Raw genomic sequence first — 15,766 nt, forward strand, 5'->3', positions numbered from 1 at the left:
CCTAAAGGAAAGTGAAATTTATAAAGGGCAATTAGAGCACTTCTAGCCGTTTAAATCCAAAAGTCTGCTTTCCTTCAGGAAAGGCCTATACAAATGATAGTGAAATAGCGATAACTTTGTGCTGTGCGAAAGATCATTCCGAACAGCTTTTGAAGAGAAGGCAAATGATAGCATGAATACAAGATAATCCATATTAAAATAAGGAGCAGATGAAAATAGGAATAATAGGTACCGGTGCAATAGGCGGAACAATCGCTAAAAAAATGGCTGCGGCTGGTCACCAGGTGAAAATTAACAATACAAGCGACAAGGATAAATTGAATGCGCGCGCTCAGGAATTAGGTGTTACAGCTGCCGATCAAAAGGAAGTGGTGAAGGATGTTGATGTGATCATTTTAGCGATACCGACCATAGCAATCCCGAAATTACCTCAAGATCTTTTTGCAGACGTTCCTGAAGAGGTCATTGTGGTCGATACCTCCAATTATTATCCCTTCCGTGATGCTGATATTGAAGAGATCAAAAATGGAAAAATAGAGAGCATCTGGGTATCTGAGCAATTGGGAAGAACGGTAATCAAAGCATTCAACAATTTATTAGCGGAAACGCTTATCAGTGGCGGAAAAGATGCGGGAGCCGAAGACAGAATTGCCATGGCTATAGCGGGTAATGATGCCGAGGCAAAAAAAGTAATTGCGACATTAGTTGATCAAGCGGGATACGATGTCGTTGACGCTGGCCCACTTTCAGAATCCTGGAGACACCAACCCGGAACGCCAGCCTACTGCACAGAATTGAATGCGACAGCACTAAAACAAGCATTGGCGGACGGCGTGAAAGATGATGCACCCATTTTGAGGGATAAAGCTATTGCCGAACTTTCAGCTATGTCTAGCTATCCTTCTCATCCAGAGGTTGTAAAATTCAATCGAGCATTATTCGCTTGAGAAAATAGCGTTGTCATATGTAAACTTGACCTACGATGCATAAATTGCAGGTAACGTTAGATCTTATAATCTCACATGAATGATAATATATATTGGAAAATATGGGTTACGATCAGAATCTACTACATACTTTCACCTTTAGATCATAACAGTTATAATGCTACAATACAACCCGTAACACAATTAATCCAAAATCAAAAAAGTCTATTCAGCTAATCGCTGAAAAGACTTTTTTTGTTGATTCCATTGCTGCAACATGTTCTTGTTAAGCAGATCATATCCCTCATTTTATATAAATACCTGAAAACAAATAGTCTTCATCAAAGTTAAGAGTAACCTTACCGTTCGCTCTTTTGACTTCTATATAATTCGAAAATTTTAGATCATTGAAATTGATGATGTCATTTTTGTTGAATAATTTGATAGCTTCCTTAAAAGAGATTCCAGGGCGAAGACCATTGTCAAATGAAATATCCACCTGTTTAAAATCCTGCAGGCTATAGCCACTTAAAAGATTGTTTTTGGGATTCTCACCATTACCTTGACCTGCTGCAGAAAAATACAAAAAGAAGTTTTTGTATTTGTTGTCATAAGACACTTCCGTGGTCGAAGCCGTACTGCCGTCGATCACAACCGTCCGCTCAAAATTTTTATTCGTAGCTGAGGATACGAACTCCTGTTCCGTCGTTTTGCCCACAACCAGCTGATTGAGGTTCCAATCCTTGTCTATTTTCACAACAGGCTTTTCCGTCACTTCCTTTTCAGGACTGGTATTCTTAAGCAGTTCCTTCGTATACGCCTCCTGATCACATCCGCCAAAATCAATCGTTCCATTCATGATATCCCAATAACAAGTTTTGGAGAGATCTGTACTGTTTAAAACGATCAATCGGTCATAATCTGGCGCAAAGAAAATATATTTTTGCTCTTTCGCGACATTCCAATACAGCCCATTATCGGTATTTGGATTTTTAGTACCTTTTCCGTACCTGCTTTCCAATTTTGCAAGTATCTGTTTCTTTAAATCCTCTGTTTTCATTTCGATCCGCATACCGTAGATGGTATTTGCTGCTTGGTAGTTTTTAAGAATTTCAGCAAGCTCATTCTTGTCTTTGAAAGATCGCACGTCGATATGACCACCGCCCTGTTTCGTCAGGCTGTCTGTTTTAAGCAATTCCGAATCGATCTGGAAAAATACCTTTTGGCCCGTCAGATCAAGACCGTCAAAAGTATAGTTTGCACCATCATTTATTTCAATCATCAAGCAAAAGGGGTATTCAACCGTTTCAACACCGATTATTTTAGGTTCAGCAAAATCAATGAGGCTCTCGATGCTTTCATTCAAGTGCAATTGGGAAAGATCTATCTTGTCGCGGTCTTTACAAGATACCAGGACAGGAAGCAGAGCAAATAGTAGGATAAGTTTTTTCATAAAGTTCGATTCAAGATCATGTACGCTAGAGTAATAAATCCGCAATGGTTTCTTTTCGTTTATTTTTTCTTAACAGCTCAGACAGGTTGTCTTCAAATATCGTCCACCTTCGTTGCTGTCCAAAAGTATCATACAGGTTTTTCACAAAACGTTTTGCATCTGCCTGATTATTTGTTAGCAGTAAATATTCAAATAGTTCCTGATAATTGTTGAGCCCATTTTTGTTGATCATCAAGTCCGTCAGATCGCTGGTCCTGTTGATGTTATCATATAGCAACAGCAACGCTTTTAGATCCTGATGAAGTGTCAAACTTAAAGTTTCCAAGTCCGTATCCTTTGTGATCAAATAACCGTCATCGACGGCATTGATCAGCGAAGAAATCCGATCTTTGAAATAACACTCGTATTCTTTCGGTTCCACAAGTTCCGATCGACCTATCACTTTGTCAATAGTGGTCGAATGAATACCACAATTAATATAAAATTTTGTCTGTTCAGAAGTGTTCCCATGACTATTTTGAACGTTCAAAAGGAAAACCAGATCAGCATTTCGTTTATAAAAGCTCATCCCTTTCTTCGTGAAGCCATTTTCTTTGAGTAACGGTTTTACCACTTCTGCGATCAGCTGATTAAATTTTTCTTTCATTGTCTGGGATCAAATATTATCTTAAAGGGTTTAAAAGAGGCAGATCAGTTTGTCAATATCCATTCGAATTACTCCAATAGATAACAAAACACCGCCGGCTTTAGTTTTGAGCCATACCATCAATTACAGACGGTAGTGCCAGTCCATATATATTGCCAAAGCTCACGGGGCAATTTAGAAAAAATAGCGCAATCATTTTATAACTTCATAAACGATGCATAAATTGCAGTTGACTTCACATATTATAATCTTACATGAATGCTATAAAAGATAAACTGCGAGCACATATCGAAAAAATCATCAGCCTTTCGGATGCTGATTTTTCATCAATATTCGATCATTTTACATTTCAAGAATTTAAGAAAAATGAACTGATCATAGCGGAAGGTCAACCCGTTAAGCATGTATACTTTGTGCTCTCCGGATTAGTAAAGCTCAGCTACAACGATAGCGATGCCAAGGAACATCTCATTTCTTTTGCAATGGAAGACTGGTGGGAAACAGATTTCGTAGCCTTTTATTCCAAGGGCAGCGCTACCTTATCGTTAAAATGCATTGAAAATACACAAATGCTTTGCCTAACACTGGAAAATTTTGAGAAGCTATGTGCGGATATGCAGAAGATGGAACACTTTTTCCTTAAAAAATCGATTGCTGGGCATATTGGTTCGCAACAACGTATTTTATCATTTCTTACTTCCAGTGCAAAGGAAAGATACGAGCAGATCATTAAAAACCAGCCCTCTTTGATACAGCGCATTCCCAAAACATTGTTGGCATCCTATCTGGGCGTATCCCGCGAAACTTTGAGCCGCATCTTATAAAATGTTTGAAAACTGTGATATTTGTCACACGCTCTTATAAAGCAACATCTTGATCTTTGTACCATACTTTAATAAAACATTAAAATGGAAAAAAAGATTATTAATCCATGGACTTGGCAAGATGCCCGAAGCTATGTCCAGGCAGTAGAAGTGAAACATGTTGAAAGTACCTTGTATGTATCCGGCCAGACAGCGATTGACGAGCATGGAATTTCAAGTGATGAGCATATGCGCATCCAACTGCAGAAGACATTGGAAAATCTTGAAAAAGTAATTCGTGAAGCTGATTTCGAACTCCAGAATATCGTCAGGCTCAATATCTACACGACAGACTCAGCGGCATTGTTTGAAAATTTTGATCTTTTCCAAGAATGGATCAATCGGAACCAAATCAAGCAAACAAGTACAGTACTGGAAGTACAGCAACTATTTGAAACCCTAAAAGTTGAATTAGAAGCTACGGTTGTTAAATAAACGAGTCAAACAACGCTTTATACTTTACCCGTTATTTTCTGGCGGTGCATCTGCCCCCATTCATACATTGTTGAGATTACTTCATTAAGGGAAACGCTATAAGCAGTAAGCTCATATTCAACTGAAATTGGTCTTGTATCAAGAACCGTCCTGCTTACAAGACCATTTGCTTCAAGTTCCTTGAGCTCCTTGGATAAAATTCTGGGCGATATTCCAGCCTCTTTGGCAAGCTCACGAAACTTCATTTTTCCCCCTCTTAAAATGGAGATCAAGACCAATTTCCATTTACCCCCTACGATATCCAATGTATCATGAAGTGTAAGCCAGGCCTTCCTGCATTCATCATCAGTGGCTGGTAGTAGACAGCGATCTTTATTCATTGTGGTATCTTTTTTTAGATGATATCCTTTTTGTAACCCATAGCAAAGGTATAGAATTGAATCAATAATTTTGCTTCATCAATTCAATTAATAGTATATAAAACACAGGTAAACACCATGGATAGCACACAAAAAACAACAATTGCACAACATCTTTTTCAGAAGCATCTTTCTAAATTCACTAACCCAGAAATGTCACGGGAAGCATATGCGGCATTATTTACAGAAGACGCCGTTCAGCAGTATCCTTATGCCCCTGCTCCATACGCAACAGAGCTGATCGGTAGAGAAGCTATTGCCGACTATATCACAAATGTCGTTAATGGTGCGACCAACTGGCAATTTAAAAATTTTGTATTCACACCAACAGCTGATCCTGATACTTTCTTTGTCGAATTTGAGGGCGGTGCTGATGTGATCGCTACGGGCAAATCTTATCATCAAATCTATATTGGTCGTATCACATTACAAGATGATAAAATTTCAAGCTACCGCGAGTATTGGAACCCGATCTGGATCATGGACGCATTTATGTAGGTCAAATTAAAAAGGGACCTTCCATTCTATTACGACTGTTCTTTTACCTTAATTCCTTTTGAAACTAGTTTCAAAAGGAATTAGTTGTTTATACTGATTTAACTAATTCTACCGGCATCCCCCTTCTCATCCTTATGCTGATTTATTTAAGGGTTATAAGTTTATGATATGCATCACGAATTTTACTACAGGTGCCAAATAGTACCGCTCCATCGTTTGAATGATACAAGTTTCGGTTTCTTTCAAACAATTTTAAAAGTAGTCATTACTATAATTTTGTCATACACAATATGAAACATATTTAAAGGTAACAAAATGAAAACAGTACTAATAACGGGATCATCTTCAGGAATAGGAAGAGCATCTGTATTGAAATTCAGTAGAGAAGGATGGAATGTCATCGCAACAATGAGAAGTCCCGAAAAGGAATTTGAATTACAAAAGACAGCACATATCCTAGTCACGGCTCTGGATGTTAATAAACCAGAAACAATTGACACAGCAATCCAAGCAGGGCTTAAAAAATTTGGAAGTATCGATGCAGTCGTCAATAATGCCGGCGCTGCTGTGTTCGGTGTTTTTGAAAATGCTACACAAGAGCAGGTGACAAATCTTTTTAACACTAATGTATTCGGTCCGATGCATGTTCTGAGGGCGTTACTACCACATTTTAGAAAACAGAGATCTGGAACAGTCATTAATATAACTTCGACTGGTGGTAGAATTACATTTCCAACTTGTAGTCTCTATCATGCAACTAAATTTGCTTTAGAAGGATTCACCGAAGCACTGGCGTACGAACTTATACCTTTTGGAATCAGAACTAAGATTATTGAACCTGGATCAACAGACACTAAATTTATTGGCGCTGCTGAAGGAACACCCGGAGATAACAAGGAATACGAAGAATTTATTAATATTGGACTGCAAAACTGGATTAAATACGATACAATGACTTCGACGCCAGAAGAAATTGCAGCTACCATTTTTGCTGCCGCAATAGATAATACCGATCAGCTACGTTATATAGCTGGTAAAGACGCAGAATTATATATAGGAAAATTACAGAATAATGAGAATCAAAACTACGTTGATTACATGCGTGCAAGATTTATCCCGGAATACCTGAATAAAACCCCTATTGAATCATAAAAAGTAAAAAATATTCAATCAGAAGAACAAAAAATAGAATATTATATATTTGTAAATACGTTCACCTATCGCGCCCTAGATAGTTGAACGTATTTATAATATGCAATTCATCTAATGAAATAGGCATGCGTGAAAAATACATAAATCATACACAAAAGTTCGCAGACTTTGAATCCTCTGCTCGTTTTGATCAGAAATATAATGATCAATCCTCATCTTTCCGATTTTTCAATTCTTCCGATTGCGCAACCGGAAATACGATTGCATACCGGAGAAGGGATTTTTATAAAATCAGTTTATTGAAAGGCGATTATATTGTTCATTATGGCGATGAAAGTATTAGCGTATCAGGCCTATCATTATCTTTTTTTTCACCTTTAGTTCCCTATACGATTGAGGTATTGAAAGAGGAAGAAAACGCTGGTTTTATCATTTTCAAAGAACTTTATTACGATTCATTTTTTAAAAGCAGTATCTCGCTATTTCCTTTATTTAATGGAAAAAATAAACCAATTTATAATATCCCGACAACGCTAATAAAAGAAGTTGAAAATTTATTTTATAAAATTGAAAAACAGAGTCGCTCTGCATATGTATTGAAAGACGATATGATCCGAAATCATATCAATGAATTGATGCACATTGCTCATACGCTTACTCCAGTAGCCGAAAGAAATCATAAACTTACTTCCAAAGAACGTCTCTATACTATTTTTAATGAGTTATTAGAAAGACAGTTTCCGATTGATAGTTCAAAGACTTCATACCTCCGTACTGCAAGTGACTTTGCTGCATTATTGCATGTGCATGTCAACTACCTCAACCGCATTTTAAAAGAAGTGACAGGTAAAACAACCAGTACACTTCTTTATGAAAGGTTACTAAAAGAATCAATTATTCTTCTTAAACACACGAACTGGAGCATATCAGAAATTTCCTTTTCTTTAGGTTTCAAAGATGTATCACATTTTAATCACTTTTTCAGAAAGCAAACCAATGCCACACCAAGCACTTTCAGGAGCTAATGATTAAAAATTTAAGATATCAAGCGATATTTTGTCCAAAGTATCAAATACGCTGTTTGCAAAAGCCCTTAACAAGCATTCCTGACTGTTGACTTGTTAGCTACCAAACTAATGGGGTTGTGAAATTGTTGTATTCTAAACGATATCATTTACTAAGTATACTATATGCTCACAACGGACAAAGAAAAACGGGAATCAGGAGATTTTTATAAAGACGCACTACTCCTCTTACAGGAGTGTGAGTGTCAGTTTATGTTAGGCGGTGCTTTTGCCATGTTCCACTATACGGGCATCTTTAGAGACACCAAAGATTTGGATATCTTCTGCAAGAGCAGCGAATATCCTAAAATTCTGAAACACTTTGCCGAAAAGGGTTATCAAACCGAGCTGACGGATGTGAGATGGCTTGCAAAAGTATTCCATGGCGATTATTTTATCGATATTATATTCGATACCGTAAACAATATCTGTACGGTAGACGACAGTTGGTATGACAGGGCACCAAGTGGTCATTTTGCAGACGTACCTGTCAAATTTATTCCCGTAGAGGAACTCCTTTGGTGTAAAATTTATGTGCAGAACCGAGAGCGTCACGACAGTGCAGACATCAACCACATTCTGTTGAAGTATGGGAAAAATGTGGATTGGGAATTACTACTGAAACGCTTAGACCCACACTGGCACCTCCTCTTGGCACAATTGCTTATTTTCCAGTTTGTATATCCTTCAGACTATCGTGAGATCATCCCCAAATGGTTATTTGACGAACTGATGAGAAGAGCTGCAGAGCAATATGACATTCCCTCTCCCGTCGAAAAAGTATGTCGCGGTCCGCTTATTGACCAAACGCAATATGAGGTAGATGTAAAAGAATGGAATTACAAATCATACACGATAACGACAATATAATCTATGGAAGTACGCAAAAAAACGAGAATCGCCGCCATGGCGGATATACATGTTCGTGTTTCAGACAAAGGATTGCTCAGGGGCATATTTGAAGAATTAAATGAAAAAGCCGATGTACTGGCGATATGCGGTGATCTGACTGATACCGGGGACGAAGAAGAAGCTAAAATATTAGGTGAAGAGTTAAAAGCATTGCGCATACCCGTTGTCGGCGTTTTAGGCAATCATGATTACGAAAAAGGCAGACAGAAAATCATCAAACAAATTCTGACTGAACATCATATGACTATTTTAGATGGCGAATCTATTGTCTTAGCAGATGTTGCATTTGCAGGTGTAAAAGGATTTGGAGGTGGATTTGATCAATATATGCTGTCTATTTTCGGAGAAGATATGATGAAGCAATTTGTGCATGAAGTCGTCAATGAATCTTTGCAGCTTGACCGCGCACTGACTCGGCTAGAACAAGAATCTCCTCATCTGCCCAAAGCCGTACTGCTGCACTATGCACCGATAAAAGATACCGTTGTAGGTGAACCCGAGCAACTGTTCCCTTTTCTTGGCTCTTCACATCTGGCAGAACCCCTGACCAGAAGACAGGTGTCGATTGCCTTTCATGGGCATGCACATGGTGGCACACTCAGCGGTCATACCACAAGTGAAATCCCCGTATACAATGTCGCTCTTCCGGTATTAAAACGGGAGAAAGAGGGTCAATCCTATTTGATTGTAGAAGTTTAAAATTTTCTAATCAAAAAAGGCATTAGGCAACGACCTTATTACCCTTCGTCTTTTTAAATTCTGATAAGCTCATCTGATGCCGTTTTTTGAAAAACTTATTCAGATGGCTTTCATCTGAAAAACCAAACTCTGTGACGATTTCATTGACACGCATATCACTGAACAGCACCCGGTGTTCAATCAAGCGCATTTTATAATTCAAGATGTATTGCTGAATCGTTTCTCCGGACTGATTTTTAAAGTAACTACCCAGATAGGTTTCTGAAAACCCAAATTTCTTCGCGATCACAGCAACTTTCAATAGTGCTGGATCATGGATATTACCTTGGATATAATCAATGATCTGAATCACCCTCTTATCCGAATTGGAGGTAATCTGCTCCGCTCGCATCTTGGAAATATTTCGTGCTGCGATGACAATCAAAGCATTCACGTAATTCAACGTCAGCTCATCCTGATACAGATCCGGATGGTGGATACCATGAAGCAGTGACTCCACAATCGAATTGACCAAAACAACATCAGGCTTATTCTGTAAAATACAGCCCGACAAAAAAGAAGCGCCATACAGCAGGCATTCCATGGAATTAATGCTGTTCCAAGGGTAGTTTTTCACATAACGTTCACTGAACTTCACAAGCAACAGATCCGTACTTTCCAAGATTTCCAGATGATGCTGATCATTTGGTGTCAGGAGAATCAGACTGCCTTTACTGTAAGAAGCCATATTGTTGTTGATGTTCAGAAATCCTTTTCCGGAAATAACATACACAATCTGAAAAAAGGAAAAATGCATATCCCGTAATGGACAGCTAGCACCCTGATGATATTCTACCTTGACCAATTCATCGATGTTCTCACGTTTCATAGGACAAAAATACCTAATTATCATGAAAATATACTGATTTTTCATAATTTTTCTGTTCAATTTTGCCATATATAAATTTTAACAAATAATGAAAACATCAATTTACGTCTTAGCACTTGGCGCTTTTGGCATTATAACCACAGAATTTGGGATCGTCGGCATCCTACCGACCATCAGTCGGCAATTTGCCGTATCCATCGATACGGCAGGTTGGCTGTTGAGTGCCTTTGCGATCACCGTCGCCGTTTCCTCCCCTTTTATCACCTCATTTACGACCAAGATAAACCGAAAGCTATTGCTCTGTCTGGTCATGAGTATCTTTGTTTTTTCAAATTTAATTTCTGCCTTTTCGACCAACTTCACGATGCTGATGGTCGCCCGTATCTTACCTGCGATCCTGCATCCGCTATTCTGGAATATCGCCATCGCCATTGCATTTAAGGAAAAGGGTGCAAAGGGCGTTTCCACCGTTATGCTGGGGTTAAGCTTAGCGACGGTAATGGGTATTCCCCTGACCACCTATGCCGTAGATCTGTTCCAGAACTGGCAGGCTTCCTTTTTCCTCAGTAGCGCGATCAGTTTAATCGCCTTTATCGGTCTATTGCTCTTTATTCCTTCTATGCCGGCCGATCAGGCGATATCGACCAAAAATCAGGTCGAAGTGTTGAAAAGCCCGCTTCTGTGGCTCAATCTTATTTCGACCATAGCCACTTTAGCGGCCATGTTTGCGAGTTATACCTACCTGACCGCCTATCTGGAAGAGATTACCAAGATGGACGGTGCGCAGATCAGTATGATGCTGCTCCTTTTCGGTGGCATGGGAACATTAGGAAACTGGCTCATGGGACTGGCCCTGAACCGCAATGTACTCTTAACAGCCAGGCTGTTTTTAATACTCTTAGTGACGGTACAGATCCTGGCATACTATTTTGGCGGACATTATATTCCGATGGTCATCATCGTATCCCTTTGGGGAATGATCCATACCGGTGGGTTTTTGGTGTCCAATATCCGCACCACACAATCTGTCCCCCACCATGCCTTAGAGTTTGTCAATAGCTTACTGACCTCCTCTTTTAATATTGGGATTTCCTTAGGTGCTTTTCTAGGAGGTATAGTCAGTGTTCATTATGGTGTTCATTATGTTTTATGGGTGAGTATCCTGTTGCTGTCAGTGACATTTATCCTAAGTTTTGTAAGATTCCCTAATAAGATCTCAGAAAACGAAGAAGAAAACCAATTGGACAGGGCTGCATCAGCCTGCGTACATAGTTAAATTAAAAGAAGCTTATGACATAAAACAAAGAGCGCTTCCATATGGAGGCGCTCTTTGTTTATAATAGATACGATACCCATAAAATTGCTATTTTATCGTTATAAAAACATAAACTCCTAAAAGGTGCAGTCAAGTTTGGTATAATGCAACACAAAAACGCAAGAAAGAATATAATTGTAACGAAAAAAACACGATTATTTATAAAAACTATCAGCTAAAATTTCACTATTTTAGCTGAAACATATTTTTAGTTCAATCCATGACAGAACCTAATCAATTGCTTTTCTTTTTCAGTGCATTAGGTGCTTTCAACGGTTTGCTACTTTCTCTTTATGTTGCGATCAATACAAAGAAAAAGGTTTTTGCCAACTATTTTTTAGCTTTCTTGTTACTGGTGCTAAGTATCCGGATTATCAAATCCGTCTTTTTCTATTTTAATCCTGAATTATCCAATATTTTTATTCAGATCGGCCTTTCCGCTTGCATTTTGATCGGCCCGTTCCTGTTTTTGTATCTTAAATCTTTTTCCGCCAACAAGAATTCCAGTTGGGTCGTTCATATCCTGCCGTTTATCGTGGGCATTACAATTTTAGGAATTGCCTATCCCTACACCGAACATCGAGGCGTCTGGAGCCGCTGGATTGTCCTGGGAATTTACCTGCAATGGCTGGTTTATATGATCGCATCATTTAAATACCTGATACCGATTTTAATGAAAATAAAGGCAAAAGAAAAATTAATGGATTTCGAGGTTTGGTTGCTCAGTATTTATACAGGTGTTGCCATTATTTGGTTCGCTTACAAATTTGGTGCTTACGCCTCTTACATTGTAGGTTCATTGTCCTTTTCTTTTGTTTTCTATCTAATTCTGTTACTTATCATTTTTAGAAATAGCCGGGAGACTACTTTTTTCCAGGAAAAAGAAAAATACAAAAACAAAGAAATTGATACCGAAACATTAGATCTCATGCAGCAGAAACTCGCTATCATCGTTGATCAGGAATTGTTCTTGGACCCCAATTTCACCCTAGAGACCGCAGCAAAAGAACTAAAAGTGACTAAGCATCTATTGTCACAGTATATCAATGAAACGTTGGGGAAATCATTTTCCAACCTCATTAAAGAATACCGGATTGAAAAAGCAAAACAATTATTAGAAAAAGAAAGCAATTACACCATCGAAAGTTTAGGTTATGACAGTGGCTTTAGCTCGAAGTCAACTTTCTTCACCGCATTTAAAAAAATCACCGGCTCCACTCCTGCTGAATATCAAAAATCACAGTCCAAATAAGTTCTATTTTATAACATCGAACTTCTTATTTATAACCTAAAACCCCTTTCAATAGCCTTTCTCAGATATTTGATCTTATTAATTTTAACAATTTCAAATCACTAAAAAAATGAGAAAAGTACTATTATTTATCGGGCTAATTCTGTTGATGCTACAGGTTAACGCCCAAACTGATGAAGCCACTAACGATTGGCATTTGGTTCAAAAAACCCTAAATCTCTACTTAGAGGGAATGGGCACGAGCGATTCCATCAAGGTTTCCAAATCTTTTCACGATTCTTGGCAATTGAAATATTTTGAGGATGACAAGATAAATATCATCAAAAAACCAAAATATTTGGAACGTTTTGACAGTGCTCCCCATGCAAAATCGGCTAAATGGTCAGGACGTATTGTTTTTATTGATATCACCAACACTGTTGCCGTCGCAAAAGTGGAAATCAGCACAGCAAAATTGCTGTTTACCGATTACTTTAATCTCATGAAGACCAGTGACGGCTGGTATATTGTCGATAAAATTTCGACCAGAAGTCCGCACAGAACCTTAGAAACCCCAACTGCTTCAGCAAAATAAAAATCGATCTAACATGACAAAACTATTCATATTGCTACTTGCTATTGTAGGTTTGAATGTAAACATTCACGCGCATATAGATTTGAATGTCAGTATTCAAACACAACATAAAATCTTGTTTGTTACCTCAAATCAGGATTTCTACGGAAACACCAAGATCAGTACGTCCAACCATTTCGGTGAAATTATTCATCCCTACGAGGTATTTATAAAAGCGGGTTATCAAGTTGATTTCATCAGTCCCAAAGGTGGCGCAATCCCTATTGGTTACCTCAACACCTCCGATAGTCTCCAGAAGAAGTACCTGTATGATGCTTTGTTTATGGATAAATTGGAACATACATTGAAACCAACGGAAATAGTAGCAGATAATTACACCGCCATTTTTTACAGTGGTGGTGGCGCTGCCATGTTCGGAGTAGCGGAAGACCAGACCATTCAGCAGATCGCTAGAGACATTTATAATAAAAATGGTGTAATTTCCACCCTCTGTCACGGAACAGCCGGAATAGCCTATTTAAAGGACCATAACGGTAAATCGCTTTATGCAGGAAAAAAAATTACCGGCTACCCCGACAAATTTGAAGATACCGAGATGGATTATTATAAAGCATTTCCGTTTTCAATAGACCAGGCCATTCAAAAAAATGAGGGCAATTTTGTTTATTCCGACAAGGCTGGAGATGGCTTTTATATAGTCGATGGCAGATTTGTAACAGGTCAAGATCCAAGTTCAGCGACGTTAGTGGCTAATGAAGTGGTGAAAATTTTAAACAAAAATATAAAAAGCACCACTCCTGTCTTTCAAACCGATTCAGAGCAAGTAACAGCAACACTTCTGCATTACATAGAGGGAACAGCAAACGGACAACCAGAAAGGCTTCGCAAAGCCTTTCATCCCAATTTTAATCTATACACCGTAGCAAAAGATTCGCTGTGGATCCGCTCCGGTCAAGAATACATCTCAAACATAAAAGTTGGAGAAAAAGTAAATAGAATCGGGAAAATTATCTCCATTGACATTGAAAAGGATGCAGCCATTGCCAAAGCTGAAATTGTAATTCCCAATGTACGCAGGTTTACCGATTATTTTTTACTCCTAAAATATGAGGGTACCTGGAAAATAGTTCATAAAAGCTATTCGTGGATAGATTTACCCCCAACGGAAAGCAAGTAAATGATCTGATCTATTTTCTGGCTCTATTATTTTCAAATGGATCAGCACTTTATCATGACTTTTATGAGAGCACTACCAAATAGCCATCGCAGGTCGTTACGCTCCAATATAAAAAACCAGCACTTCCATACGGACGTGCTGCTCTTATTAATGACGCATTACGAGTCTTTTTCTACGATGAATTATCCAGCAATCATTACTTAATATTCGGTTGCCGGAAAGAAGCTCATCATACTTTTGCTATAAACTTTTGTTTACTAAAATAAGAAACGATTTTCTTCGTTTATGATTGTATCTATGAATTAACATCAGCTTGTGAGCCAATAAGGCATCAATTTTGTGTTATACTATTGGTCTGGCTAGAGACGTAATAAAAAAGGTAATTTACTGTTTTTATTATATCTCCGAGATGCCTGTCAAGCTTTAATTTTTAATTTTAAAAAACTATGAAATATCCGTTAATTATTTGCGCTCTCCTAGCGCTGGCAACTTTAGGATCAAGTTGTACCAGTAATAAAAAATTTGCCGCACTACAAGCAAGTTACACCCAACTACAACAAAGTAATCAGGACCTGAGTAGCCGCTTACAGGCATCTGAAAGTGATTTAAACGGTTCAAAAATCAGAATTAAGAGTCTAGATGAGCAGATTGCTTCCGAAAAAGCAAATGTTGCTGCTTTACAGACGGCTTTAAACAATTGTCTAAATTCCAGCACGCAGGGAAATGCAAATGTTTCGAAACTTGTCGATGAGATTAATTCGTCCAACAAATACATCCAGCAGCTTGTCAATAGCAAGAACAAAAGTGATTCACTCAATTTAGTGTTGACCAATAACCTGACACGCTCCCTAAGCAGAGAGGAAATCAGAGATGTTGATATTCAGGTATTAAAAGGAGTCGTCTATATATCCCTTGCTGATAATATGCTGTACAAATCGGGAAGCTATGAAATTTCAGATAAAGCAGGTGAAACATTAGCGAAGATTGCTAAGATTATCACCGATTACAACAGTTACGATGTACTGATTGAAGGTAACACGGATAATGTGCCTATCAGCATGCCTAATATCCGCAACAACTGGGATTTAAGTACGTTAAGAGCTTCATCCGTGGTGATGGCTTTGCAGAACAATTATGGAGTAGATCCAAAACGTTTAACCGCAGCGGGACGTGGCGAATATAATACCATCGCACCTAACGATAACGAAGCTGGAAAAGCAAGAAACAGAAGAACACAGATCATCATTACCCCTAAGTTAGATCAGTTTATGGAACTTATCGGTAAAGCGCCAGAAACAAGTCTGGACTAAATAATTGATGGTTTACGGCTGCAACATTTGTTATTCGAATGGCAGCGAAATCCAAAAAGAAAAAGCTAATCGAAAGATTAGCTTTTTCTTGTTTAAAGACCTTGATTACCAATTACTGATCGTATTCGATTAATCAATAATCTGTTTTAAGAGCTTATTAAGATGGGTATCCTGTCGTGAGCTTGCTGCAATTAAAAAGCTTT

General features: G+C 38.3%; 17 protein-coding genes. 13 read left to right on the plus strand and 4 right to left on the minus strand.

Annotated elements, in window-relative coordinates; all coding sequences use genetic code 11:
• The first annotated feature begins 209 nt into the window (after positions 1 to 209).
• Entirely contained in the window at positions 210 to 947 is a 738-nt protein-coding gene (locus WH188_RS15940; RefSeq protein ID WP_339424329.1) for an NADPH-dependent F420 reductase, read from the plus strand.
• Positions 948 to 1,230: 283 nt separating this feature from the next.
• On the opposite strand, the gene WH188_RS15945 is transcribed toward WH188_RS15940, so the two are convergent.
• Together WH188_RS15945 and WH188_RS15950 are read right to left on the minus strand one after the other, a co-directional pair.
• Positions 1,231 to 2,379, minus strand: coding sequence for a hypothetical protein (locus WH188_RS15945; protein ID WP_339424330.1), 1,149 nt, complete (start codon positions 2,377 to 2,379; stop codon positions 1,231 to 1,233).
• 25 nt (positions 2,380 to 2,404) lie between these two features.
• The gene (locus tag WH188_RS15950; protein ID WP_339424331.1) at positions 2,405 to 3,025 is read right to left on the minus strand and encodes a DUF4304 domain-containing protein; all 621 of its coding nucleotides are present in this window, start codon (positions 3,023 to 3,025) and stop codon (positions 2,405 to 2,407) included.
• A gap of 254 nt (positions 3,026 to 3,279) precedes the next feature.
• Between WH188_RS15950 and WH188_RS15955 the strand changes: the two genes are divergently transcribed.
• Both WH188_RS15955 and WH188_RS15960 read left to right on the plus strand, forming a co-directional pair.
• Positions 3,280 to 3,849 (plus strand): Crp/Fnr family transcriptional regulator, encoded by a 570-nt coding sequence (locus tag WH188_RS15955; protein WP_339424332.1) that lies wholly within the window; start codon positions 3,280 to 3,282, stop codon positions 3,847 to 3,849.
• A gap of 84 nt (positions 3,850 to 3,933) precedes the next feature.
• Positions 3,934 to 4,323 carry a RidA family protein gene (locus tag WH188_RS15960; RefSeq protein ID WP_339424333.1) on the plus strand — a complete coding sequence of 130 codons (390 nt, stop codon included), beginning with the start codon at positions 3,934 to 3,936 and terminating at the stop codon, positions 4,321 to 4,323.
• A 17-nt stretch (positions 4,324 to 4,340) separates the two neighbouring features.
• Here WH188_RS15960 and WH188_RS15965 read toward each other — a convergent pair whose 3' ends face one another.
• A complete protein-coding gene (locus tag WH188_RS15965; RefSeq protein WP_168126726.1) occupies positions 4,341 to 4,703 on the minus strand; it encodes a winged helix-turn-helix transcriptional regulator in 363 nt (120 codons plus the stop codon).
• A 117-nt stretch (positions 4,704 to 4,820) separates the two neighbouring features.
• On the opposite strand from WH188_RS15965, the gene WH188_RS15970 reads away from it, so the two are divergent.
• The 5 genes from WH188_RS15970 (at position 4,821) to WH188_RS15990 (ending at position 9,067) form a co-directional block, all read left to right on the plus strand.
• Entirely contained in the window at positions 4,821 to 5,240 is a 420-nt protein-coding gene (locus tag WH188_RS15970; protein WP_339424334.1) for a nuclear transport factor 2 family protein, read from the plus strand.
• A 315-nt stretch (positions 5,241 to 5,555) separates the two neighbouring features.
• Positions 5,556 to 6,392, plus strand: a complete 837-nt coding sequence (locus WH188_RS15975) for an SDR family oxidoreductase (protein ID WP_339424335.1) — start codon at positions 5,556 to 5,558, stop codon at positions 6,390 to 6,392.
• Between the two features lie 125 nt (positions 6,393 to 6,517).
• The gene (locus tag WH188_RS15980) at positions 6,518 to 7,417 is read left to right on the plus strand and encodes a helix-turn-helix domain-containing protein (RefSeq protein WP_339424336.1); all 900 of its coding nucleotides are present in this window, start codon (positions 6,518 to 6,520) and stop codon (positions 7,415 to 7,417) included.
• Positions 7,418 to 7,582: 165 nt separating this feature from the next.
• A complete protein-coding gene (locus WH188_RS15985; RefSeq protein ID WP_339424337.1) occupies positions 7,583 to 8,326 on the plus strand; it encodes a nucleotidyltransferase in 744 nt (247 codons plus the stop codon).
• 36 nt (positions 8,327 to 8,362) lie between these two features.
• Positions 8,363 to 9,067, plus strand: coding sequence for a metallophosphoesterase family protein (locus WH188_RS15990; RefSeq protein WP_339424406.1), 705 nt, complete (start codon positions 8,363 to 8,365; stop codon positions 9,065 to 9,067).
• Positions 9,068 to 9,089: 22 nt separating this feature from the next.
• Here the strand turns inward: WH188_RS15990 and WH188_RS15995 are convergent, their stop codons facing one another.
• The gene (locus tag WH188_RS15995) at positions 9,090 to 9,935 is read right to left on the minus strand and encodes an AraC family transcriptional regulator (RefSeq protein WP_183912701.1); all 846 of its coding nucleotides are present in this window, start codon (positions 9,933 to 9,935) and stop codon (positions 9,090 to 9,092) included.
• 88 nt (positions 9,936 to 10,023) lie between these two features.
• Here WH188_RS15995 and WH188_RS16000 point away from each other — a divergent pair, with 88 nt between their 5' ends.
• The 5 genes from WH188_RS16000 (at position 10,024) to WH188_RS16020 (ending at position 15,563) form a co-directional block, all read left to right on the plus strand.
• Complete coding sequence (locus WH188_RS16000) at positions 10,024 to 11,211, plus strand: MFS transporter (protein ID WP_339424338.1); 1,188 nt, start codon at positions 10,024 to 10,026, stop codon at positions 11,209 to 11,211.
• A 259-nt stretch (positions 11,212 to 11,470) separates the two neighbouring features.
• On the plus strand, positions 11,471 to 12,502 hold the full coding sequence (locus tag WH188_RS16005) for a helix-turn-helix domain-containing protein (protein ID WP_339424339.1): 1,032 nt from the start codon (positions 11,471 to 11,473) through the stop codon (positions 12,500 to 12,502).
• A 109-nt stretch (positions 12,503 to 12,611) separates the two neighbouring features.
• Positions 12,612 to 13,076, plus strand: a complete 465-nt coding sequence (locus WH188_RS16010; RefSeq protein WP_339424340.1) for a nuclear transport factor 2 family protein — start codon at positions 12,612 to 12,614, stop codon at positions 13,074 to 13,076.
• A 13-nt stretch (positions 13,077 to 13,089) separates the two neighbouring features.
• Entirely contained in the window at positions 13,090 to 14,253 is a 1,164-nt protein-coding gene (locus WH188_RS16015; protein ID WP_339424341.1) for a nuclear transport factor 2 family protein, read from the plus strand.
• 446 nt (positions 14,254 to 14,699) lie between these two features.
• Positions 14,700 to 15,563, plus strand: a complete 864-nt coding sequence (locus WH188_RS16020) for an OmpA/MotB family protein (RefSeq protein WP_132768623.1) — start codon at positions 14,700 to 14,702, stop codon at positions 15,561 to 15,563.
• Positions 15,564 to 15,766: the final 203 nt, after the last annotated feature.

The organism is Sphingobacterium sp. MYb388 (assembly GCF_037479535.1).
Lineage (GTDB): Bacteria > Bacteroidota > Bacteroidia > Sphingobacteriales > Sphingobacteriaceae > Sphingobacterium > Sphingobacterium anhuiense.

Coding starts and splice junctions, on each gene's coding strand:
- WH188_RS15940 (WP_339424329.1), top strand. CDS start 210: ATGAAAATAGGAATAATAGGTACCGGTGCAATAGGCGGAACAATCGCT.
- WH188_RS15945 (WP_339424330.1), bottom strand. CDS start 2,379: ATGAAAAAACTTATCCTACTATTTGCTCTGCTTCCTGTCCTGGTATCT.
- WH188_RS15950 (WP_339424331.1), bottom strand. CDS start 3,025: ATGAAAGAAAAATTTAATCAGCTGATCGCAGAAGTGGTAAAACCGTTA.
- WH188_RS15955 (WP_339424332.1), top strand. CDS start 3,280: ATGAATGCTATAAAAGATAAACTGCGAGCACATATCGAAAAAATCATC.
- WH188_RS15960 (WP_339424333.1), top strand. CDS start 3,934: ATGGAAAAAAAGATTATTAATCCATGGACTTGGCAAGATGCCCGAAGC.
- WH188_RS15965 (WP_168126726.1), bottom strand. CDS start 4,703: ATGAATAAAGATCGCTGTCTACTACCAGCCACTGATGATGAATGCAGG.
- WH188_RS15970 (WP_339424334.1), top strand. CDS start 4,821: ATGGATAGCACACAAAAAACAACAATTGCACAACATCTTTTTCAGAAG.
- WH188_RS15975 (WP_339424335.1), top strand. CDS start 5,556: ATGAAAACAGTACTAATAACGGGATCATCTTCAGGAATAGGAAGAGCA.
- WH188_RS15980 (WP_339424336.1), top strand. CDS start 6,518: ATGCGTGAAAAATACATAAATCATACACAAAAGTTCGCAGACTTTGAA.
- WH188_RS15985 (WP_339424337.1), top strand. CDS start 7,583: ATGCTCACAACGGACAAAGAAAAACGGGAATCAGGAGATTTTTATAAA.
- WH188_RS15990 (WP_339424406.1), top strand. CDS start 8,363: ATGGCGGATATACATGTTCGTGTTTCAGACAAAGGATTGCTCAGGGGC.
- WH188_RS15995 (WP_183912701.1), bottom strand. CDS start 9,935: ATGAAACGTGAGAACATCGATGAATTGGTCAAGGTAGAATATCATCAG.
- WH188_RS16000 (WP_339424338.1), top strand. CDS start 10,024: ATGAAAACATCAATTTACGTCTTAGCACTTGGCGCTTTTGGCATTATA.
- WH188_RS16005 (WP_339424339.1), top strand. CDS start 11,471: ATGACAGAACCTAATCAATTGCTTTTCTTTTTCAGTGCATTAGGTGCT.
- WH188_RS16010 (WP_339424340.1), top strand. CDS start 12,612: ATGAGAAAAGTACTATTATTTATCGGGCTAATTCTGTTGATGCTACAG.
- WH188_RS16015 (WP_339424341.1), top strand. CDS start 13,090: ATGACAAAACTATTCATATTGCTACTTGCTATTGTAGGTTTGAATGTA.
- WH188_RS16020 (WP_132768623.1), top strand. CDS start 14,700: ATGAAATATCCGTTAATTATTTGCGCTCTCCTAGCGCTGGCAACTTTA.